The sequence below is a fragment of the Herbiconiux sp. 320_LB genome (genome assembly GCF_059691755.1).
The window spans coordinates 619,578-638,364 of sequence record NZ_JCAWAD010000001.1 but is presented as its reverse complement, the minus strand read 5'-3'; the positions used below and the strand labels follow the sequence as shown (position 1 = coordinate 638,364).

The window sequence follows — 18,787 nt, the reverse complement described above, 5'->3', positions numbered from 1 at the left end:
AACACCAAGTGAAGATCAAGAAAGTAGTCGCTCTCGGCGCTGCCGTGGGCGTCGCGCTCGCGGGTCTCGGCCTGGCCGCACCGGCGAACGCCGAGCCCGTCTCCAACGGGTACGTGCTCGTCGGTTCGGACACTCTGCAGGACTCCACCAACGCGCTGACCAACGGCACCAGCGTCGGTGGCGCCCCGATCCGTATCACCTCGGGCGGAACCTCCCTCGGTTCCTTCGACGCGTTCGGTTCCCCCGCCATCCAGACCAAGAACGGTGGCGAGTACTTCGGTCGGCCCTCGGGCTCCGGCGCCGGAGTGACCGCGCTTCGTGCCTCGATCACCGGTGCCGCCTACAGCGGCAACACCGCCGTGCCCGCCAAGGTCATCACCGGCCAGGTCGACATCGCCCGTTCGTCCAGCGGCCCGGGCAGCAACGCCAACTCGGCCGGACTCCTCGCCTACGTCCCCTACGCGCGTGACGCCGTCGCCTACGCGTACAACAGCGCGAACTCCGATCTCGCCAACCTCACCACGGCGCAGCTCAAGCAGATCTACGAGGCCAACACCCCCGTCACGATCGGCACGACGGTCGTGAAGCCCCGCATCCCGCAGAGCACCTCGGGAACGCGGTCCTTCTTCCTCGGCGCCATCGGTGTGACCACCCTCGGCTCCACCGTTCCCGACACCGCGAACACCACCGCGGAGAACGACGCCAAGGTGCTCGGCACCGACGAGATCATCCCGTTCTCGGCGGCCAGCTGGGTCGCGCAGTCCAACGGCGTCACCGGCATCAATACCATCGCCGGCACCAGCGTCAAGCTCGGTTCGCCCAACGGCGTGGCGGCGTTCACCGGGACCGGCACCTCGCTCGTCCCGAACGCCACCTTCTACAACGCCGCGCCCTTCGGTCGCGACACCTACCTCGTCGTCGAGTGGGCTCGCCTCAACTCGTCCGGAGCCAAGTACGACGCCGCGCTGGCCGACCTGCTCGACCCCACCAAGGCCCTCAGCCTGACCAACACCGGAACCTTCTCGTCCACGGCCGGTGCCGTGAAGCGCAAGTTCGGTTTCCTCGCCCCGTCCAACACCACCGTGCTTCGCGCCTTCGCGTCGCTCTGAGAAACCCATCTCGAAAGGCATGACAGAAATGTTCCGTAAGAACGCCACTCGTGTGGCTGCTGTCGGCTTCATCGCCGCAGCCCTCGTCGCCGGCACCGCGCTCAGCGCACAGGCCGCCGACGAGCCCGTCTCCACGGTCGGATCGAAGGGTCCGCTCTTCGTCGGTGACGCCAACGACGGTTCCGTCGTCCCCGCGGGCACCGAGCTCGCCTTCAACTACGCGGTCATCGGCCTCACCAGCGGCGACCCGGCCAAGGTCGAGGACGTCTTCCCCGGCACCTCCGACTCGGAGACCGTGCGGACCTTCATCTCGCCGCGCGGTTCGGAGAACAACCCGGCCCAGTGGACCGCGTGGGCCGACAGCCTGTTCAAGCAGGGCACGAAGGACATGATCTACCCGCAGATCTCGCTCGAGTCGCAGATCCTGGGCAACCTGTCCACGGTTCGCGCCGGTGGCAACTTCTCGGTGGGCTTCGCCTTCATGAAGACGAACAACCTCGCCATCTCCAGCGGCGGCGTGTACTACACGTACATCACCGTGCAGCCCGGCGGTAAGTGGAAGTTCGCGACGCCGGACGGCGGCAGCACGACGCCGACCACTCCGACCACCAGCGAGACCGACGTCAACCTCCAGGCGACCACCGTGGCTGCGGTCGACGGAACGCTGAACCTGGTCGCACCGGCCTCCGGCACCGCCACCATCGGCAACGCGACCCTGGTCAACAACCTGTCGACCTCGACCGGCGCGCTCGGTGAGTTCTCGGTGCAGGACCAGCGGGTCGTCACCCACCCGGGTTGGACGCTGACCACCAAGGTCACCGACTTCACCAACTCGGCCGACTCGACGAAGATCATCGACGAGAAGCAGCTCGGCCTCGCGCCGAAGCTGGTCGAGCCGAACGCCGCCGTCACCCTCGGTGCGAGCCAGGTCGCCGGTTCGGCGACGTACCCGTCGGTGTTCGCTCAGGCGGGCAACACCGCCGCCTCGGGCACCGCGAAGTTCAACGCCGACCTGACGTTCGTCGCTCCGGCGAACATGCCGGCCGGTACCTACACCTCGAAGCTCACGCTAACGCTCGCTTCGAAGTAGTCCACGGATCGGGGGTCGCGAGAGATCGCGGCCCCCTTTTCGGGTGCGCGGTCCCATCGGCTGATGGGTTCCGTTCACTCCTCCTTCCCTTTCAAGCCGCTCGTAGGCCATCTCACCCTGGATGAATCAACTGTGCTTCTGATCCCGACTCCGATCCGATCGCTGGGACGACTCGTCGCAGCCCTCCTGGTCGCCCTGGTGCTCGCCGGCGGCCTGACCGTCCTGGCCGCTGCGGGGCCCGCCCGAGCCGATGACACGGACGGCATCTCCGGTGCTCCGTCGACCGAGACCGAGACCGACGGACGGAGTCGGTTCACCTACCAGGCCGCACCCGGTCAGCAGCTCACCGACAACTACATGGTCCGCAACACCGGCACGACGCCGCAGACCATGAAAGTGTTCGCGACGGATGCCTACAACACTGAGGACGGCTCCTACGGTCTGCTCGACACCGACGCTCCCGCTGTCGATGCGGGCAACTGGGTCACGTTCGCCGGGGGAGCCAAGTCGCTCGAGATCCCGCTCGACCCGGGAGCCACGCAGGTGGTGCCCTTCACCGTCGACGTCCCCGCCGACGCCGCGCCCGGCGACCACGCCGCCGGCATCGTCATCTCGGTCACCAGCGCCGAGGGCCAGATCCTGGTCGACCGACGCGTCGCCACCCGCCTCTACGTGCGCGTGCCCGGTGATCTGCAACCGCGGCTCACGATCTCCAGCATCGCCGCCGACTACCAGGGGGATGTGAACCCCTTCGACGGGCACACCACGATCACCTTCACCGTCAAGAACGACGGCAACGTGGCGCTCGGCGCCCACATGGTGGCCGGCGTCAACACCTACTTCGGCATCGGCGCCGGATCGCAGAGCCGCGACGAGCTCAGCGAGATGCTGCCGGGCAGCACCCGCACCATCACGATGACGGTGAACGGCACCCCGCAGCTGGGCTACCTCAATCCGTACGTGCAGCTGCAGCCGACCGTGTCCGACGACGCGCTCAACCCCGGACCGCTCGCCCAGGTGAACCGCGACACGGTCACGTTCGCGGTGCCGTGGCTGCTCTTGGTGCTCGTCGCGATCGCGGCCGGTGTGTTCCTGTTCTTCCGGCTCCGCCGCATCCGTGACGAGAAGACGGCCCGCGACTGGATCGCGTACACCGAGGCCGAGGCGCGCCGCCGCGCCCGCGACGAGGTCGACACGAAGGCGCCCGTCGCCTCGGGTGAGACACGATGACGGCATCGCGGCAGGCCCGTCGCTCGCGTTCGCACGGAGCCGGAGCCGGAGCCGGGGCCGGGGCCGCATCCGGCGCCGTCGCCGTCGTCGTCGCCCTTCTGGCGGTCTTCGGCGGGGCGGGCTCCGCCTCGGCCGCGGATGACGACACCAACATCACGGTGCAGGTGACCGCGCCCTCGACGCCGGCTCCGACCACGACGAACAGCAGCACCGGCAGCGGCGCCGGCGGGGGGTTGGGCTCGGGCGGCAAATCGTCCCCGTCCACCACCACGACCCGCTCCACCGACACCGGCGCGGTCGTCGTGACCAGCGACACGAATCCGCCGAAGCCGGGCGACGACGAGTACAGCCTCGGTGGCGTTCTCTACGTCGGGGGTCTCGGCTCGACGTACCAGCCGTCGATCAATCCGCTCTCCGGAGACCTCGAGGTGCACTTCACCGTGCGCAACGTCTCGACCGAGGTCATCGACGCGAAAGCGCGGTTCTGGCTCACGAACGTGTTCGGCGGCGAGATCAGCTCGATCGACCCGGTGCAGATCACCGGTCTCAAGCCCAACGAGTCGACCACGGTCGATGCGACCCTCGGCGGCACCGGGCAGTGGACCTTCGGCAGCGCGCACGTCACCCTCACGCCCCCGGATTCCGTGGCCGGCACCGACCTCGAGCCGATGACCCGCGAGACCGCGGTGTTCCTGCCGCCGTGGTTCCTGCTGATCCTCGCGGGGCTCGGCGCCGTCGCCTACGCGGTCCGCCGCATCCTGCGTTACGCGACCGAACCGCAGCTCGTGGAGGCCACCGCGTGACCTCGACCCTCGATTCACCGGCAGCGGGCGCCGCGGCAGCCGGGCCCGGCGTGCCGCCCGCGCCGCCTGGGCCGACTGGGCCGACCGGGCCGACTGGGCCGCTCGCTGGGCCGCCCCTGCTGTCCCCGCCGCCGCCGCCGAAACCGCCGCGCATGCCGAAGCGGATGCCCCGATCGCTGCAGCCGCTCGCGCCGCTCAGCCCGACCCAGGTGCTACTGCGCTCCTTCCTCACGATCGTGGCGGCGCTGCTGTTCGCCTTCGTGGTGAACCTGATGGTGCTGAGTCACCTGCAGCACTTCGTCTCGCAGCAGCAGCTGACGGATGCCTACCGCGCCCAGCTCGCGGCCGGCACCGCGCCGGTGAGCGAGGGCGCCTTCGACGACACGCTGCTGCCCGACGGCGCACCCGTCGCCATCATTGAGATCCCGTCGATCGGCGTGAAGGAGGTCATCGTGGAGGGCACCTCCTCGAGCGATCTCCGCGCCGGCCCCGGACACCGCCGCGACTCGGTGCTGCCCGGCCAGCAGGGGATGAGCACGGTGATGGGCCGGGCGGCCGGGTACGGCGGACCGTTCAGCCGCATCCAGGAGCTCTCGCCCGGCGACACCTTCACGGTGCTCACCGGTCAGGGCGTGCAGACCTTCGAGGTGATCGGCGTGCGCTACGCGGGCGACCCCACGCCGCTCAGCCCCGGTGCCGGTGAGAGCCGCCTGGTGCTCGAGACCGCGCGCGGTCCGTGGTTCATGCCCACGGGGGTCGCTCGGGTCGACGCCCAGCTGATCGGCGACGCCGAACCGGCCGGCGCGCGCCAGACGACCTACACGACGCTGCCGCCGCAGGACAAGTCGCTGGCCACCGACACGACGACCGTCTGGGCGCTGATCTTCGCCCTGCAGTTCTTCGTCGTCGCCGAGTTCGCCGCCGTGTGGTCGTACCGGCGCATCGGCGCGCAGAAGATGTGGGTCGTGTTCGCGCCCGTGATGTTCCTCGCCGGGCTCCTGGTTGCCGACCAGGTCACCCGCCTGCTCCCCAACCTCCTGTGATGCGACCCGCGCATCCGTCGACCCATCCCGCCGCACGTGCCGCCCCGGTCGCACGTACCGCCCCGATCGCACGCGCTGCCCCGGTCGCAGCAGAATCGAGCCACCATGACTGACGAGCGTCCCGCCGACGACATCACCACCGTGCTCCCGTCGCTGACCCGCAAGGAGCAGCGGCAGATCATGAAGGGCAAGACGGCCGGCCCGCGCGACTGGTCGCCGCCGACCGGCGCGCCCGGCCCCGCAGGTCCCGGCCTCGCAGGCCCCATCGCCGGTCCCGCCGGCCCCGGCCCCGTCGCCCCTAGCGGGCCCGTTCTGCCGCCGGTCGCCGGCGGTGGCCGGTTCGTGCCGTCTGTTCAGTACCAGGTCTCCGGTGCCGGATCGGCGCTGAGCTTCGAGCAGCAGCTCCAGCTCGAGCGCCCGCCGCTGTCGGGCCTGGACGCCCGCAACATCTCGGCCTGGTTCGGCGACCACCAGGTGCTCGACCGCGTCTCGCTCGAGATGCCCGCCGGGGTCATCACCTCGCTGATCGGGCCCTCGGGCTGCGGCAAGTCGACCTTCCTGCGCATCCTGAACCGGATGCACGAGCTCATCCCCTCGGCGAGCCTCGCCGGTGAGGTGCTGATCGACGACCAGGACATCTACGACCCGAGCCGCAAGCTCGTCGACGCCCGCAAGAGCATCGGCATGGTGTTCCAGAAGCCGAACCCGTTCCCGGCGATGTCGATCTACGACAACGTGCTCGCCGGATTGAAGCTCACCGGCACGAAGGCCGACCGCGACCGCAAGGACTACCTGGTCGAGTCGTGCCTGACGAAGGCCGGGCTCTGGAAGGAGGTGCGCGACCGTCTGCGCGCCCCCGGCGGCGGACTCTCCGGCGGCCAGCAGCAGCGGCTCTGCATCGCCCGCTCGCTCGCGGTCACCCCGCGCGTACTCCTGATGGACGAGCCCTGCTCGGCGCTCGACCCGACCTCGACGCGCGTGATCGAGGAGACGATGCTCGAGCTGGTGAACGACGTCACGATCGTGATCGTCACCCACAACATGCAGCAGGCGCAGCGCGTGTCGACGCAGTGCGCGTTCTTCCTCGCCTCGCAGGGTCAGCCGGGGGCCATCGTCGAGCACGGGTCGACCGAGGCGATGTTCTCGAGCCCGATCGACAAGCGCACCTACGACTACGTCAACGGCGTCTTCGGCTGAGATTCAGGATGCGGTGGGCCCGGACGCCGGGTCGGGGGCCGCGCCGGCCGCCGGCTGCCGCCCGACGGGCTTCTTCCGTCGGGAGGCCTTGCTCTCCTGCTTGACCCGGTCGACGAGTTCGCGCCACGGCCCGTCGAGGGCCGTTTCGGGCACGGTCGCGTCGCGCTCGGTCGGGATCTGGGTCGTCGTCCCGGCCTCGGCCGGAGGATCGAGCAGGACCCGGATCGTGTAGACGAAGCGATCGGCTTCGCCCGGCGTGCTCGGCTCCGGCGCATCCCACGGGCACGACTCCACGAGAGAGAGCCAGGAGTCGACGTCCGGCTCCGCCGAGGCCGTCACGGTCCAGGTCGGCGCGATGCCGGCCACCCCGCCCGAGCGCGCAACGGTGATGCGCAGCACCTGCGCGTCGTCGTCATCCTGGGCTTTGCTCATCACTCCTCACGCCCACGGTAGCCCATGCGCCCTCGACGGCAGAAGCCTCGGCCGACCCCTCCCCGAACAGTCGGCGAGCGGATGCGACGGTCGCCGCCGCGAACGCCGCGAACGCGCTGTCCGGCTCCAGCGGGCCCGTCGTCTCGCTGATCGTGTCGTACCAGATGCGCCCGGCCCGCTCCCAGGCGTTGCCGCCGATCTCGATCGCCGCGAGTGCGAAGGCCCGGTTCGGGATGCCCGAGTTCAGGTGCACTCCGCCGTTGTCGTCGGTCGTCTCGACGTAGCCGGACATGTCGGCGGGCTGCGGATCCTTCCCCAGCACGTCGTCGTCGTAGGCCGTACCCGGCTCGATCATCGAGCGGAGCGCCCGGCCCTCGACGGCAGCCGTGAACAAGCCCTCGCCGATCAGCCAGCTCGCCTCGGCCGAACTCTGACCCCGGCTGTGCTGCTCGACCAGGGCGCCGATCACGTCGGAGAAGGACTCGTTGAGCGCCCCCGACTGCCCCTGGTACTCCAGCCCGGCGGTGTACTGCGTGACGCCGTGGGCCAGCTCGTGGCCGATCACCGAGAGGGAGGCCGTGAAACGGCCGAAGACCTCGCCGTCGCCGTCGCCGAAGACCATGCGCTCACCATCCCAGAACGCGTTGTCGTAGTCGCGGCCGTAGTGCACGGTCGCGCGGAGCGGCAGCCCGCGGTCGTCGATCGAGCGCCGCCCGAAGGCGTCGAGGAGGAGGGCATGGGTGGCGCCGAGACCGTCGTAGGCCTCGTTGACCGCCGGGTCGTCGGACGCCGGGGCGCCCTCCTCGCGCACCACCTCGCCCGGGAGGGTCTCGCTGCCCGCGGCGTCGAAGATCGTGCGCTCGACCTGCGTCGGGACCTCGTCGGCGCCGCGATGCGGGAGCGCAGGGGCGGCGCCTTCGCGCCGGCGTTCGGTGCGCAGTGGGGGATCGGCGAGCAGGGAGCGCCTGGCCGCCGCAGCGGCCTTCTGCATGCCGGCGGCGTCGGCCTCGGCGAGTCGGGCGAGCAGGTACGGGGGGACGATGGAGTGCGCCATGCGTGCGACCCTACGGCGGGCCTCCGACATCGCCCACAGCTTCGTCGCCACTCCCGCCGACCCCGTCCACCGTCATGTCCGATTCCCGCTAGAGCGTGTCGGTGGCCCATGTGAGACTCGATACATGGACTTCGACGAGCGCTACCGCATCATCGGGTCGCGTGACGCGCGGTTCGACGGCCAGTTCATCACGGCCGTGCGCTCGACCGGCATCTACTGCCGCCCCAGCTGCCCGGCGCGCACTCCCAAGGCCTCCAACGTGACCTTCTACGAGACCAGCGCCGCCGCCCACGAGGCCGGATACCGCGCCTGCAAGCGCTGCCTGCCCGAGGCCGTACCGGGAACCCCGGCCTGGAACCTCCGCGACGACCTCGCCGCCCGCTCGATGCGCCTGATCGGCGACGGCGTCGTCGAGCGCGAGGGCGTCGACGGACTGGCCGCCCGGCTCGGCTACTCGCCGCGGCACCTCACCCGCGTGCTCACGCAGGAACTCGGGGCGGGCCCGCTCGCCCTGGCCCGGGCGCACCGGGCGCAGACCGCCCGCACCCTGCTCACAGCGACCGACCTGCCGATGGCCGACGTGGCGTTCGCGGCCGGGTTCACCAGCATCCGCCAGTTCAACGACACCGTGGGGGAGGTGTTCCAGCTGACCCCGTCGGAGATCCGCGCTCGCCGGAGCCACTCCGAGGCCGCGGCCCCCGGAGCCCTGCGCCTGAGCCTGCCCTACCGCGAGCCGTTCGACGCCGAGGGGGTCTTCCGGTGGCTCGCCGCCCGTGCGATCCCGGGGGTCGAGCGGGTCGAGGGCCGCTCCTACACGAGGTCGTTGCTGCTGCCCGGCGGCCCGTCGTGGTTCACCGTGCGGCACGAGCCGGGCCGGCCGCTCGAGCTCGATGCGCGGCTCACGGTGCTCGGCGATCTGCCGGTGCTGGTGGCGCGCATCCGTCGCCTGTTCGATCTCGACGCCGACCCGGTCGCGGTCGACGAGGCGCTGCTGTCGGTGACCCACACGCCGGGTCTGCCGGGTGGTTCCGAGCTGGCGGCGCGGGTGCGGGCGACCCCGGGCATCCGGATGCCGGGTGCCGTCGACCCCCACGAGATGCTCGTGCGGGCGATCGTCGGTCAGCAGATCACCGTCACCGCCGCCCGCACGCTCCTCCATCGTCTGGCCGTGCTGGCGGGCACCCCCCTCGCCCCGGCCGCGCCCGACGACCCCACCGATCCCACCGGCCCCACCCATACCGCCAACCCCGCCGACCCCGCCGACCCCGCCGATCCCACCCGCACCGCCGACCCCGCCGGCACCGCCAACCCCGCCGACCCCGCCGACCCCGACGATCCCACCCGCACCGCCGACCCCGCCGGCACCGCCAACCCCGCCGACCCCGCCCACACCGCCGACCCCGCCGGCACCGCCGACCCCGCCGACACCGCCGACACCGCCGACCCCGCCGACCCCGCCGGCGAGTGGATGCCCACGCTCCTTTTCCCGACGCCCGCCCAGATCGTCGCGCACGCCGACGAGCTGCTGACCGGCCCGGTGCTCGCCGGGCCGCGCGCGAAGGCGGCAACGCTGCTCACGGCGATGCAGGCGATCGCGGCGGGCGAGCTCGAGCTCACCTCGGGCGACGACCCGGTCGAGCAGCGGGCCCGCCTGGTGGCGCTGCCGGGCATCGGCGACTGGACCGCGGGCTACCTCGCGATGCGGGTGCTCGGCAGCACCGACGTGCTCCCCACCGGTGACGTGGCGCTCCGCAACGGCGCCGCCGCGCTCGGTGCCCCCTCGGTTCCGCGCGAGCTGGCCGCCTGGGCAGCGCCGTTCGCCCCCTGGCGCACCTACCTCGCCCTCCACCTCTGGGCAGCCGCCCCGCCTCCGGCGCGCGGCCGACGCCGCCCGGCGCCTGCACTCGCACCCTCCGCACCGCCGGACGCAGCCACCCCGCCGCCTTCATCCACCGCACCCACGACCCCCGAGGAGACCCCATGACCGCCACCGTGCAGTTCGTCGACACACCCGACGGCCCGTTCGGCATCATCGCCGACGAGGAGGATCGCGTGCTGGCCTCGGGCTGGACCGACGACGTCGACGCGCTCCTCGCTCGCCTGGCCCCGAGCATCCGGCCGACCGACGTCACCCCCGGCACAACGCGCGCCGCCGTCGCGGCCCTGGCGTACTACGTCGGAGACGTCACGGCGATCGACACCGTCGAGGTGGTGCAGAAGGGCGGCGAGTTCCACCAGCGCGGCTGGACGACGCTCCGCACGATCGAGCCCGGCCACCCCCTCAGCTACCAGGAGTTCGCCGCCGCCCTCGACAGCCCCACCGCCGTGCGGGCCGCGGCGAGCGCTTGCGCGCGCAACGCGCCGGCGCTGTTCGTGCCGTGCCACCGGGTGCTCCGCACCGACGGCACCCTCGGCGGCTTCGCCTGGGGCACCGAAGTCAAACGCTCCCTCCTCGCCCGCGAGGCCGCCGCCGCCGGGACCGCGACTGCCACTGCTCGCCGCGGCCGCATGGCGACCACCGCCTGAGCGGCCGGTCCCGCCGATGCGCGACGACGGCCCACAGCCGGGCCACTCCCGCGTCGACCGACGTGTCTAGTTCTCGGCGAACTCGGACAGTCGCGTCGCGATCTCTCCCAGGTCGATTCCACCCACCGCCACGGAGATCATGAGCGCCTCCGCGGCGTCGACATCGAAATCCCGGGCGAGCAGCACGCCGTTGACGCTAAGGAACACCCACGCGGCCGACCAGGCCGTGCGCTTGTTTCCATCGAGGAGCGCGTGATTCCTCGCCAGGGAGTGAAGCAGCGCCGCGGCCTTCTCCGTGAGTGTCGGATAGGAATCCACACCGAAGACCGAGCTGCGCGGCCGGGCGACGGCCGCGTCGAGGAGACCGAAATCACGCACGACGGGGAACGCTCCGAGAGCGAGCGCCGACGCGGTCAGCACGTCCTCGCGATCGAGATAGTACGGATTCACGCCAGTCGACGGTTCAGTTCCGCCGACTTGGCCGCGACATCGGCCGCCATCTGTTCGACCAGGTGCTTACGATTCCGGACGGTCGAGAGCGCGGAGTCGTGCACGAGCGACTTGAGCGACGTGTCGAGCTGCGCGGCGACCGCCCGCAACTCGTCCATCTCCGACTCGGAGAACGTGATGTTGAGCGCGACCATCCTTCGATCGTAGCGCAGAGGTACCAAATCTGGTACCTCTGCGCAGCCGCCTATTGCGCCAGCAGCTCCCGCACCCGCGGGATGACCTCGGTGCCGTAGAGCTCGATGCTCGTCATGAGCTTCTCGTGCGAGAGCGCTCCGTTGCCGTACTTGAGGTCGAACCGGTCGACCCCGAGCACCCGCACGGTTGACGCGATCTTCTGCGCGACGGTCTCCGGCGAGCCGACGTAGAGCGAACCCCGCGCGACCTCCTGCTCGAAGTGCCCGCGGCCCATCGGCGACCAGCCGCGCTCGCGCCCGATGCGGTTCATCTGCGCCGAGTAGTGCGGCCAGAGCTGCTCCTTGGCCTCCTCGTCGGTCGCGGCGATGTGGCCGGGGGAGTGCACGCCCACGGGCTGCGACGGCTGCTCGAACTGAGCCATGGCCCGGTGGTAGAGGTCGACGAACGGGGCGAAGCGCTCGGGCTCGCCCCCGATGATCGCGAGCGTCAGCGCGAAGCCGTACCGCGCCGCGCGCACCACCGACTCGGGGCTGCCGCCGACGCCGACCCAGGTCTTCAGCAGCCCGTGCTCGATCGGCGGGTAGATGCTCTGGTTCGTCAGCGACGCGCGGGTCGTGCCCTGCCAGGTCACGGGGTTGCCCGACCGGATCGCCGCGAACAGCTCGAGCTTCTCCTCGAACAGCCGCTCGTAGTCCTGCAGCTCGAAGCCGAACAGCGGGAACGATTCGGTGAACGACCCGCGGCCCAGGATGACCTCGGCCCGCCCGCCCGAGAGCGCGTCGAGGGTCGAGAAGCGCTCGAACACCCGCACCGGGTCGTCCGAGCTCAGCACGGTGACGGCCGAACCGAGGTGGATGCGCGAGGTCCGCGCCGCGACGGCGGCCAGAGCGACCTCGGGCGCGGTCACGGCGAAGTCGTCGCGGTGGTGCTCGCCGAACCCGATGAAGTCGATGCCCACCTCGTCGGCCTTGACCCCCTGCTCGACCAGGTTGCGGAGCACCTGGGCGGGCGGCAGCGGCGTGCCCTCGTCGTCGGCCGTGACGTCGCCGAAGGTGTCGAGCCCGAACTGCACGGCGCTGAGATCCTTCGTCGGAGTGGTCTGGTCGGTGTCCTCGGCCATGGCGGCCTCCCTCTTTGCATGCGAACGTATGAACTCAGGAACAGTCCACTCCCGCCGAGTATTCCGTGTCCGCCGCACCCACCGCCACGCCGTGCCATCCCGCCCCGCAGCCGCCCCGCCATCCCGACGCCGCACCCACCGCCACGCCCCGGTCGCCCCCAGGTGAAGACCTGCTGAGAGGCGACCGCCCGCTCTGGCGCGCCGAACATCCGACGGCGCAGGATGGAGCCATGAGCGTGCCGCACGATCTGCCACCCGCCATCGCCGCCTTCTTCGAGGCCACGAACGACTCCGATCGCGAGCGCTTCCTCGCGGCCTTCGCCGCCGACGCGGTGCTCGACGACTGGGGCCACACCTACACCGGCCGCGACGCGATCGCCGACTGGAACGAGACCGACAACATCGGCGTCGGCAGCCACTTCGAGGTGCCGGGCTTCACCGTCAACAACGGCATCTACGCCGTCTCGGTGCAGGTCACCGGCGGCGGGTACAACGGAGGCGGTACTCTGGCGTTCGCACTGGCGGGCGACCTGATCTCCCGCGTCGACATCACCGGTTAGCCCTGGCGCCGGGGGAGCGGGGAGACCATGACCACCACCAACGCGCCCGGCCCCATCCTGGTCGGTTTCGACGGCTCGGATGCGGCCAAGACCGCGCTCGCCTGGGCCCTGCACCGGGCTGCGGCCGTCGCCGCCGACGTCGTCGTGCTCTACGTCGCCGACACCTCGTGGGATTCGCCCGGCTACACGGCGGCCCCCCTGCTGCAGGAGCGCGGCGAGGTGATGCTCGCGAACGAGGCGTTCCGCAGCGACCGGCCCGCCCCGCACGTGACGGTCACCCCGGTGACGAAGAAGGGCGAGCCGGTCAAGGTGCTCTGCGGCGAGGCCGAGGCGCTCGGCGCCCAGCTGCTCGTGGTCGGCAGCTACCGCAAAGACCTCTACGATCGCCTGACGACCAGCGCCGTGAGCCTGCGGGTCGCGGCGGCCGCGAGGGTGCCGGTCGCGGTCATCCCCGACCTTCCGCCGATAGGCCGCGAGGGCGTCGTGGTCGGCATCGACGGATCGCCCAGCTCGGTGCGCCTGGTCGAGACGGCCGCCGCCGAGGCGTCCCGATTGGACGAGCACCTGCGCGTGATCAGCGCCTGGACCCTCCCGCCCCTGGCCGAGCCCGATTTCACCGACCTGCCCGATCTGACCACCGCGCTGGAGGATCGGGCGCACCGCGTGATCGCCGACACCCTCGCCGAGGCCGGCGTCGTCGGCACGACGGAGGAGGACGGGGGCCGCCTCGAGATCCGCTCCGAGACCCCGCTCGAGCCACCCGCCGCCGCCCTGATCGAGGCGGCGCGCTCGGCCTCGCTGCTCGTCGTCGGCAGCCACGGCCGGCACGGGATCGGTCGGTTCCTGCTCGGCTCGGTCAGCCACGACGTGCTCATCCACGCGCCCGGGCCCACGCTCGTGCTGCGCGTCACCGACGAGGCCTGAGCCCCCGACGCCGGGCGGCCGCCCAGACGGCTCCGGGCCGACTCCGGGTCGGCTCCGGGCGGCTTCCCGGCCGCCGCCCGGTATCGTGGTTGGGTGTCCGAGAGTCCCGCCGCCCGAACGCCCTACGAGGTGCTCGGGGTCGACCCGGCCGTCGGCACCGACGAGCTGCGCCGCACCTACCGTCGGCTGCTCCGCGAGACCCACCCCGACACCGGCGGATCCGCGGCCCGCTTCGTCGCCGTCCAGCAGGCCTGGGAGCGCATCGGCACCCCCGAGGACCGCGCCGCCTACGACCGCGGCCACGGGCGCGCCGAGAGCGCGGGCGCATCCGCCCACGCCGCCGGCGCCTCGGGGTCGGCCTCGACCTCGGGCAGCGGCTTCGGGCCGCCCTCCGGCGCGGGGTCCCGCCCCGGCGGTCGCGCCGCGAGCTCCTCGGTGCGCGCCCGCAGCTACGGTCATCCCGGCGGGCAGGAGCGCGAGCAGTACCTGACGCTGCTGCGCGAATGGGTGGGCCGGGGCGTCAGCGTCGCCGACCCCTACGACCCCGCGCTCGTGCGCTCGGCTCCGCGCGAGATCCGCGGCTGGCTCGCCAAGGCGATCGCCGAGGAGTCCACGGCCTCCATCGTCTCGACCCTCGGCATCGGCTTCACGATCTGGAACAACGTGCTCACCGGCCGGATGCTCGGCGGCGTCCCCGAGACCATCGACCACGTCGTGCTCGGCCCGGCCGGCCTCTTCGCCATCCAGTCCGAGGACTGGGGCGCCGAGGTGCGCCTGAAGAAGGACGAGCTGGTCGGCGAGGGCATCGCCCCCGACGAGGAGCCGCTGCACGAGCTGCACCGTGCCGCGAAGTCGCTCCGCCGCGAGCTGCGGGTCACCTTCACGGCGCTGGTCGTGGTGGTTCCGGATGCCGCGCTGGCCGAGCCCGCCGAGGTCGTCGAGCGGGGTCGCCTCGCCGGGTCGGTCGTCGTGCGTCGTTCGGTGCTCCCGCAGCTGCTCCGGAACGGACTCGGCCAGAGCGCGCCCGACCGCACGAGCATCGACCGCGCCTTCGAGCTCCGCCCCCGCCTCCAGGAGACCATCCGCCTGGCCTGACCCTTGGCCCACTCCACCCACCGCGCCGAGAAGTCACTTTTACGTCCAAAATGCGGGATTTGGACGTAAGAATGACTTCTCGGCGAGGTGGATGGGGTGAGCGGGCGCGAGGGCCCCGGGTCAGGGCGTGAGGAGGATCTTGCCGATGTGGGTTGAGCCCTCGATGAGGCGGTGCGCCTCGGCCGCCTCGGCGAACGGGAACCCCGCCGCCACCACCGGCCGCACACTGCCGTTCGCCAGCAGCGGCCAGACGTTCTCGCGCACGCTCGCGATGATGGCCGCCTTCTCCTCGGCCGGACGCGCCCGCAGGCTCGTCGCGCTGACCGAGCCGCGCTTGGCCATCAATGCGTTCAGGTCGATCGTCGCCGGTCCGCCCGCCAGGCTCGCGATGGTCACGATGCGGCCGTTGGTCGCGAGCGCGGCCACGTTGCGTTCGAGGTAGTCCGCGCCCACCACGTCGAGGATCACGTCGGCGCCGCCCTCGGCGCGCATCCGCTCGGCGAAGTCCTCGGCCGTGTAGTCGATCAGGATGTCGGCACCCAGCTCGCGGCACGCCTCGAGCTTGTCGGCCGACCGCGCCGTCACCGCGACGCGGGCGCCGAAGGCCCGGCCGAGCTGCACCGCCATCGTGCCGATGCCGCTCGAGCCGCCGTGCACGAGCAGCGTCTCGCCCGCCCGCAGCCCGGCGAGCAGGAAGACGTTCGCCCACACCGTCGCCACGACCTCGGGCAGCCCGGCCGCGTCGACCAGGTCGACCCCGTCGGGCACCGGCAGCACCTGACCCACCGGCACGGCGACGCGCTCGGCGTAGCCGCCCCCGCCGAGCAGGGCGCAGACCCGATCGCCGACCGCGAACCCCTCGGTTGCGACCCCCTCGGCCCCGACCCCCACCTCGGAGACGACGCCCGAGACCTCCAGCCCCGGCCACTCCGGCCAGCCCTCCGGCGCCGGGTACCGACCGCGCCGCTGGAGCACGTCGGCCCGGTTGAGCCCGGCGGCGGCCACGTCGATGACGAGCTCGCCGGGCCCGGCCACCGGGTCGGGCACCTCCCGGGTCTGGAGGACGGACGGCTCGCCGGGGGTGGTGATCAACACTGCTCTCATCCCGACCACGCTACGCCGCACTTGCGGGAGGAGCGGGCGGCGGGGTCAAATAAGCGGAACCACTATCGAAGGAGATAGCTGATGGCCCGATCGTCCTACCCCGACATCGAGATCCCCTCCGTGAGCGTCTACGAGGCCCTGTTCGGCGGGCTCGACGACGCCGACCTCGACCGGGTCGCCCTGGTCGACGGAACCAGCGGCGACGAGACGACCTACCGCCAGCTGATCGCCCAGATCGACGCCGTCGCCGGGTCGCTCGCGGCGCGCGGGCTCGCGGTCGGCGACCGCGTCGGAATCCTCTGCCCGAACATCCCCGCCTTCGCCACCGTCTTCCACGGCGTGCTCCGCGCGGGCGGCACCGCGACCACGATCAACTCGCTCTACACCGTCGGCGAGATCGCGAACCAGCTGACCCGCGCCGGCGCGACCTGGCTGTTCACCGTCTCGCCCCTGTTCCCGCAGGCGGCCGAGGCCGCGAAGACGGCCGGGATCCCCGACGACCGACTGGTGGTCATCGACGGGGCGGAGGGGCATCCGTCGCTGCACGACCTGCTGTTCGACCGGGCGGCCCCGCCGGAGGTGAGCTTCGACCCGGCGACGCACCTCGCCGTGCTGCCCTATTCCTCCGGCACCACCGGCCACCCCAAGGGGGTGCAGCTGACCCACCGCAACATCGTGGCCAACGTGCTGCAGTCGGCCGAGCTCATCCCGCTGACCCGGGACGACCGGGTGCTCGCGGTGCTCCCGTTCTTCCACATCTACGGCATGACCGTGCTGCTGGACTTCGCGCTCCTCCGCCGGGCCACGCTCGTGACGATGCCGAAGTTCGATCTGGCCGAGTTCCTCCGCATCACCAGCACCCAGCGCTGCACCTGGGTCTTCATCGCGCCGCCGATCGCGGTCGCCCTGGCGAAGCATCCGCTGGTCGACGAGTACGACCTCTCGGCGGTCAAGGTCATCTTCTCCGGCGCCGCGCCGCTGGACCGCTCCCTCTCCGAGGCCGTGGCCGCCCGACTGGACTGCATCGTCTGCCAGGGCTACGGGATGACAGAGACCAGCCCGGTCACCCACGTGCTCCCGGTGGGCGCGACCGAGCTCGACCGCTCGTCGATCGGGCGGGCGCTGCCCAACACCGAATGCCGTCTGGTCGACATCGAGACCGGCGCCGACGTCGAGGTGCCCGAGGACGGCGCGAGCGCCCCCGGCGAGCTGCTGGTGCGCGGCCCCCAGGTCATGGTCGGCTATCTCGACGACGAGGAGGCCACCCGCCACGCCATCGACGAGGAGGGCTGGTTGCACACCGGCGACATCGCCACGGTGGATGCGGACGGCGTCTACACGATCGTCGACCGCTTGAAGGAGCTGATCAAGTACAAGGGCTACCAGGTGGCGCCCGCGGTGCTCGAGGCGGTGCTCCTGTCGCATCCGGAGATCGTGGACTGCGCGGTGATCGGCGTCGCCGACGACGACGGCCAGGAGGTGCCGAAGGCCTTCGTGGTGCGTCGCGGCGAGGAGCTCGACGAGGCCGGGGTGATGGCCTTCGTCGCCGAGCGGGTGGCGCCACACGAGAAGGTGCGGCTGGTCGAGTTCATCGACGCGATCCCCAAGTCGACCTCGGGCAAGATCCTGCGGAAGGATCTGCGATCGAAGGTCGGCCGGCACGCGGCGGTCGGCTAGCCGGGCGTGGTAGACCGGGATCATGACCTTCTCCGCTGAGCACCAGGCACTCGTCGACTCCGTCCCGCTCCCCGAGGGGGCCGTGATCGGTGCCGAGCGGATCGCCTACGAGGAGTCGGGGGTCGCCCTCGAGGGCGCCCTCGTGCTCGACACCTCCCGCGACGACCGTCGGCCCGGGGTGCTGGTGCTCCACGACTGGACAGGCGAGAACGAGTACATCGGCGCCCGCGCCGAGATGCTGGCCCGGCTGGGCTACGTGGCCTTCGCGGCCGACCTCTACGGCACGGGCGTGCGACCCCAGGGCGACGACGCGGCCCGGCTCGCCGGCGTGTACTACTCCGACCTGCCGCTGCTGCGGGCACGCGTCAGGGCCGGGTACGAGGTGCTCGCGGCCGACCCACGGGTCGACCCGGCGCGGATCGTCGTCATCGGCTACTGCTTCGGCGGCTCGGCGGCGCTCGAGTTCGCGCGCACCGGCGCCCCGCTCGCGGGGGCCGTCTCCTTCCACGGCGGGTTGATCACTCATGATCCCGCCGACGTCGGCGCTCTCGAGGCGCCCCTCCTCGTTCTCACGGGCGGCTCCGATCCGGTGGTGCCGGACGCGGCCGTCGTGGCGTTCGAGGACGAGCTCCGGCAGGCGCCGGACCTCGACTGGCAGGTCGTGATCTACAGCGGTGCGCCGCACGCCTTCACGCTGCCGATGACCCCCAACTACCGCCCGAAAGCGGATGCCCGGAGCTGGGCCGCGCTCGAGGGCTTCCTCACGGAGGTGTTCGCCTGATGGTCGATTTCCGCAGTGCTTTCAGTGGTTTCAGTGTCCGCGACACGGAGGAGGCCCGGGCCTTCTACGGCGACCGGCTCGGTCTCGGCGCGACCGTGAACGAGATGGACATCCTCGACATCGCGCTGCCCGGGGGCGGACACGTGATCGCCTACCCGAAGTCCGACCACGAGCCGGCCGGCTTCACGATCCTCAACCTCGTCGTGCCCGACATCGACGCCGCGATCGACGAGCTCGTCGCCTCGGGCATCGAGTTCGAGCGGTACGAGGGCATGCCGCAGGACGACAAGGGCGTGATGCGGGGCAAGGCGGCGAACCGCGGGCCGGACATCGCGTGGTTCCTCGACCCGTCCGGCAACGTGCTCTCGGTCATGGGGGAGTAGCGGGCGCACCCCGT

General features: G+C 71.6%; 20 protein-coding genes. 14 read left to right on the top strand and 6 right to left on the bottom strand.

Annotated features, from left to right (window positions below; genetic code table 11):
- The first annotated feature begins 8 nt into the window (after positions 1–8).
- The 6 genes from AC59HU_RS02925 to AC59HU_RS02900 all read left to right on the top strand — a co-directional run bounded on the left by AC59HU_RS02925 (position 9) and on the right by AC59HU_RS02900 (position 6,472).
- Complete coding sequence (locus tag AC59HU_RS02925; RefSeq protein WP_497221829.1) at positions 9–1,109, top strand: hypothetical protein; 1,101 nt, start codon at positions 9–11, stop codon at positions 1,107–1,109.
- A gap of 28 nt (positions 1,110–1,137) precedes the next feature.
- Positions 1,138–2,199, top strand: coding sequence for a hypothetical protein (locus AC59HU_RS02920; RefSeq protein WP_497221828.1), 1,062 nt, complete (start codon positions 1,138–1,140; stop codon positions 2,197–2,199).
- 132 nt (positions 2,200–2,331) lie between these two features.
- Positions 2,332–3,429 (top strand): hypothetical protein, encoded by a 1,098-nt coding sequence (locus AC59HU_RS02915; RefSeq protein WP_497221827.1) that lies wholly within the window; start codon positions 2,332–2,334, stop codon positions 3,427–3,429.
- On the top strand, positions 3,426–4,232 hold the full coding sequence (locus AC59HU_RS02910) for a hypothetical protein (RefSeq protein WP_497221826.1): 807 nt from the start codon (positions 3,426–3,428) through the stop codon (positions 4,230–4,232). The genes AC59HU_RS02915 and AC59HU_RS02910 overlap by 4 nt, the downstream gene beginning before the upstream one ends.
- Before the next feature lie 164 nt (positions 4,233–4,396).
- Positions 4,397–5,275: a sortase gene (locus tag AC59HU_RS02905; protein WP_497221825.1), complete on the top strand. Its 879-nt coding sequence runs from the start codon at positions 4,397–4,399 to the stop codon at positions 5,273–5,275.
- Between the two features lie 423 nt (positions 5,276–5,698).
- Complete coding sequence (locus AC59HU_RS02900) at positions 5,699–6,472, top strand: phosphate ABC transporter ATP-binding protein (RefSeq protein WP_497222073.1); 774 nt, start codon at positions 5,699–5,701, stop codon at positions 6,470–6,472.
- 3 nt (positions 6,473–6,475) lie between these two features.
- On the opposite strand, the gene AC59HU_RS02895 is transcribed toward AC59HU_RS02900, so the two are convergent.
- Together AC59HU_RS02895 and AC59HU_RS02890 are read right to left on the bottom strand one after the other, a co-directional pair.
- Positions 6,476–6,904, bottom strand: coding sequence for a protealysin inhibitor emfourin (locus AC59HU_RS02895; protein ID WP_497221824.1), 429 nt, complete (start codon positions 6,902–6,904; stop codon positions 6,476–6,478).
- The gene (locus AC59HU_RS02890) at positions 6,885–7,958 is read right to left on the bottom strand and encodes a M4 family metallopeptidase (RefSeq protein WP_497221823.1); all 1,074 of its coding nucleotides are present in this window, start codon (positions 7,956–7,958) and stop codon (positions 6,885–6,887) included. The genes AC59HU_RS02895 and AC59HU_RS02890 overlap by 20 nt, the downstream gene beginning before the upstream one ends.
- Positions 7,959–8,082: 124 nt before the next feature.
- Between AC59HU_RS02890 and AC59HU_RS02885 the strand changes: the two genes are divergently transcribed.
- Positions 8,083–9,942, top strand: coding sequence for a DNA-3-methyladenine glycosylase 2 family protein (locus AC59HU_RS02885; RefSeq protein WP_497221822.1), 1,860 nt, complete (start codon positions 8,083–8,085; stop codon positions 9,940–9,942).
- Positions 9,939–10,484 carry a methylated-DNA--[protein]-cysteine S-methyltransferase gene (locus tag AC59HU_RS02880; RefSeq protein WP_497221821.1) on the top strand — a complete coding sequence of 182 codons (546 nt, stop codon included), beginning with the start codon at positions 9,939–9,941 and terminating at the stop codon, positions 10,482–10,484. The genes AC59HU_RS02885 and AC59HU_RS02880 overlap by 4 nt, the downstream gene beginning before the upstream one ends.
- Positions 10,485–10,550: 66 nt before the next feature.
- Here AC59HU_RS02880 and AC59HU_RS02875 read toward each other — a convergent pair whose 3' ends face one another.
- The 3 genes from AC59HU_RS02875 to AC59HU_RS02865 are packed head-to-tail and all read right to left on the bottom strand — an operon-like array spanning position 10,551 to position 12,249.
- Positions 10,551–10,934 carry a type II toxin-antitoxin system death-on-curing family toxin gene (locus tag AC59HU_RS02875; protein WP_497221820.1) on the bottom strand — a complete coding sequence of 128 codons (384 nt, stop codon included), beginning with the start codon at positions 10,932–10,934 and terminating at the stop codon, positions 10,551–10,553.
- Positions 10,931–11,128 (bottom strand): antitoxin Phd, encoded by a 198-nt coding sequence (locus tag AC59HU_RS02870; protein ID WP_497221819.1) that lies wholly within the window; start codon positions 11,126–11,128, stop codon positions 10,931–10,933. The genes AC59HU_RS02875 and AC59HU_RS02870 overlap by 4 nt, the downstream gene beginning before the upstream one ends.
- 50 nt (positions 11,129–11,178) lie before the next feature.
- On the bottom strand, positions 11,179–12,249 hold the full coding sequence (locus AC59HU_RS02865) for an LLM class flavin-dependent oxidoreductase (protein WP_497221818.1): 1,071 nt from the start codon (positions 12,247–12,249) through the stop codon (positions 11,179–11,181).
- A gap of 230 nt (positions 12,250–12,479) precedes the next feature.
- Between AC59HU_RS02865 and AC59HU_RS02860 the strand changes: the two genes are divergently transcribed.
- From AC59HU_RS02860 to AC59HU_RS02850, 3 genes are all read left to right on the top strand, one after another.
- A complete protein-coding gene (locus AC59HU_RS02860) occupies positions 12,480–12,809 on the top strand; it encodes a nuclear transport factor 2 family protein (RefSeq protein ID WP_497221817.1) in 330 nt (109 codons plus the stop codon).
- 27 nt (positions 12,810–12,836) lie between these two features.
- The gene (locus tag AC59HU_RS02855; RefSeq protein ID WP_497221816.1) at positions 12,837–13,733 is read left to right on the top strand and encodes a universal stress protein; all 897 of its coding nucleotides are present in this window, start codon (positions 12,837–12,839) and stop codon (positions 13,731–13,733) included.
- A 93-nt stretch (positions 13,734–13,826) separates the two neighbouring features.
- Entirely contained in the window at positions 13,827–14,828 is a 1,002-nt protein-coding gene (locus AC59HU_RS02850) for a DnaJ domain-containing protein (RefSeq protein WP_497221815.1), read from the top strand.
- Between the two features lie 120 nt (positions 14,829–14,948).
- On the opposite strand, the gene AC59HU_RS02845 is transcribed toward AC59HU_RS02850, so the two are convergent.
- Positions 14,949–15,932: an NAD(P)H-quinone oxidoreductase gene (locus AC59HU_RS02845; protein WP_497221814.1), complete on the bottom strand. Its 984-nt coding sequence runs from the start codon at positions 15,930–15,932 to the stop codon at positions 14,949–14,951.
- 81 nt (positions 15,933–16,013) lie between these two features.
- Here AC59HU_RS02845 and AC59HU_RS02840 point away from each other — a divergent pair, with 81 nt between their 5' ends.
- Genes AC59HU_RS02840 through AC59HU_RS02830 form a run of 3 tightly spaced genes read left to right on the top strand, consistent with a single transcriptional unit; the run spans position 16,014 to position 18,773 of the window.
- Positions 16,014–17,609 (top strand): AMP-binding protein, encoded by a 1,596-nt coding sequence (locus AC59HU_RS02840; RefSeq protein ID WP_497221813.1) that lies wholly within the window; start codon positions 16,014–16,016, stop codon positions 17,607–17,609.
- A 22-nt stretch (positions 17,610–17,631) separates the two neighbouring features.
- Positions 17,632–18,390: a dienelactone hydrolase family protein gene (locus tag AC59HU_RS02835; protein WP_497221812.1), complete on the top strand. Its 759-nt coding sequence runs from the start codon at positions 17,632–17,634 to the stop codon at positions 18,388–18,390.
- A complete protein-coding gene (locus AC59HU_RS02830; protein WP_497221811.1) occupies positions 18,390–18,773 on the top strand; it encodes a VOC family protein in 384 nt (127 codons plus the stop codon). Before AC59HU_RS02835 ends, AC59HU_RS02830 begins: the two co-directional genes overlap by 1 nt.
- Positions 18,774–18,787 lie beyond the last annotated feature (14 nt).

Bases quoted from the DNA above. Each gene is read 5' to 3' on its own strand.
- AC59HU_RS02840 (WP_497221813.1), top strand. From the start codon at position 16,014: ATGGCCCGATCGTCCTACCCCGACATCGAGATCCCCTCCGTGAGCGTC.
- AC59HU_RS02855 (WP_497221816.1), top strand. From the start codon at position 12,837: ATGACCACCACCAACGCGCCCGGCCCCATCCTGGTCGGTTTCGACGGC.
- AC59HU_RS02890 (WP_497221823.1), bottom strand. From the start codon at position 7,958: ATGGCGCACTCCATCGTCCCCCCGTACCTGCTCGCCCGACTCGCCGAG.
- AC59HU_RS02920 (WP_497221828.1), top strand. From the start codon at position 1,138: ATGTTCCGTAAGAACGCCACTCGTGTGGCTGCTGTCGGCTTCATCGCC.
- AC59HU_RS02870 (WP_497221819.1), bottom strand. From the start codon at position 11,128: ATGGTCGCGCTCAACATCACGTTCTCCGAGTCGGAGATGGACGAGTTG.
- AC59HU_RS02845 (WP_497221814.1), bottom strand. From the start codon at position 15,932: ATGAGAGCAGTGTTGATCACCACCCCCGGCGAGCCGTCCGTCCTCCAG.
- AC59HU_RS02905 (WP_497221825.1), top strand. From the start codon at position 4,397: ATGCCCCGATCGCTGCAGCCGCTCGCGCCGCTCAGCCCGACCCAGGTG.
- AC59HU_RS02910 (WP_497221826.1), top strand. From the start codon at position 3,426: ATGACGGCATCGCGGCAGGCCCGTCGCTCGCGTTCGCACGGAGCCGGA.
- AC59HU_RS02885 (WP_497221822.1), top strand. From the start codon at position 8,083: ATGGACTTCGACGAGCGCTACCGCATCATCGGGTCGCGTGACGCGCGG.
- AC59HU_RS02830 (WP_497221811.1), top strand. From the start codon at position 18,390: ATGGTCGATTTCCGCAGTGCTTTCAGTGGTTTCAGTGTCCGCGACACG.
- AC59HU_RS02865 (WP_497221818.1), bottom strand. From the start codon at position 12,249: ATGGCCGAGGACACCGACCAGACCACTCCGACGAAGGATCTCAGCGCC.
- AC59HU_RS02895 (WP_497221824.1), bottom strand. From the start codon at position 6,904: ATGAGCAAAGCCCAGGATGACGACGACGCGCAGGTGCTGCGCATCACC.
- AC59HU_RS02860 (WP_497221817.1), top strand. From the start codon at position 12,480: ATGAGCGTGCCGCACGATCTGCCACCCGCCATCGCCGCCTTCTTCGAG.
- AC59HU_RS02835 (WP_497221812.1), top strand. From the start codon at position 17,632: ATGACCTTCTCCGCTGAGCACCAGGCACTCGTCGACTCCGTCCCGCTC.
- AC59HU_RS02880 (WP_497221821.1), top strand. From the start codon at position 9,939: ATGACCGCCACCGTGCAGTTCGTCGACACACCCGACGGCCCGTTCGGC.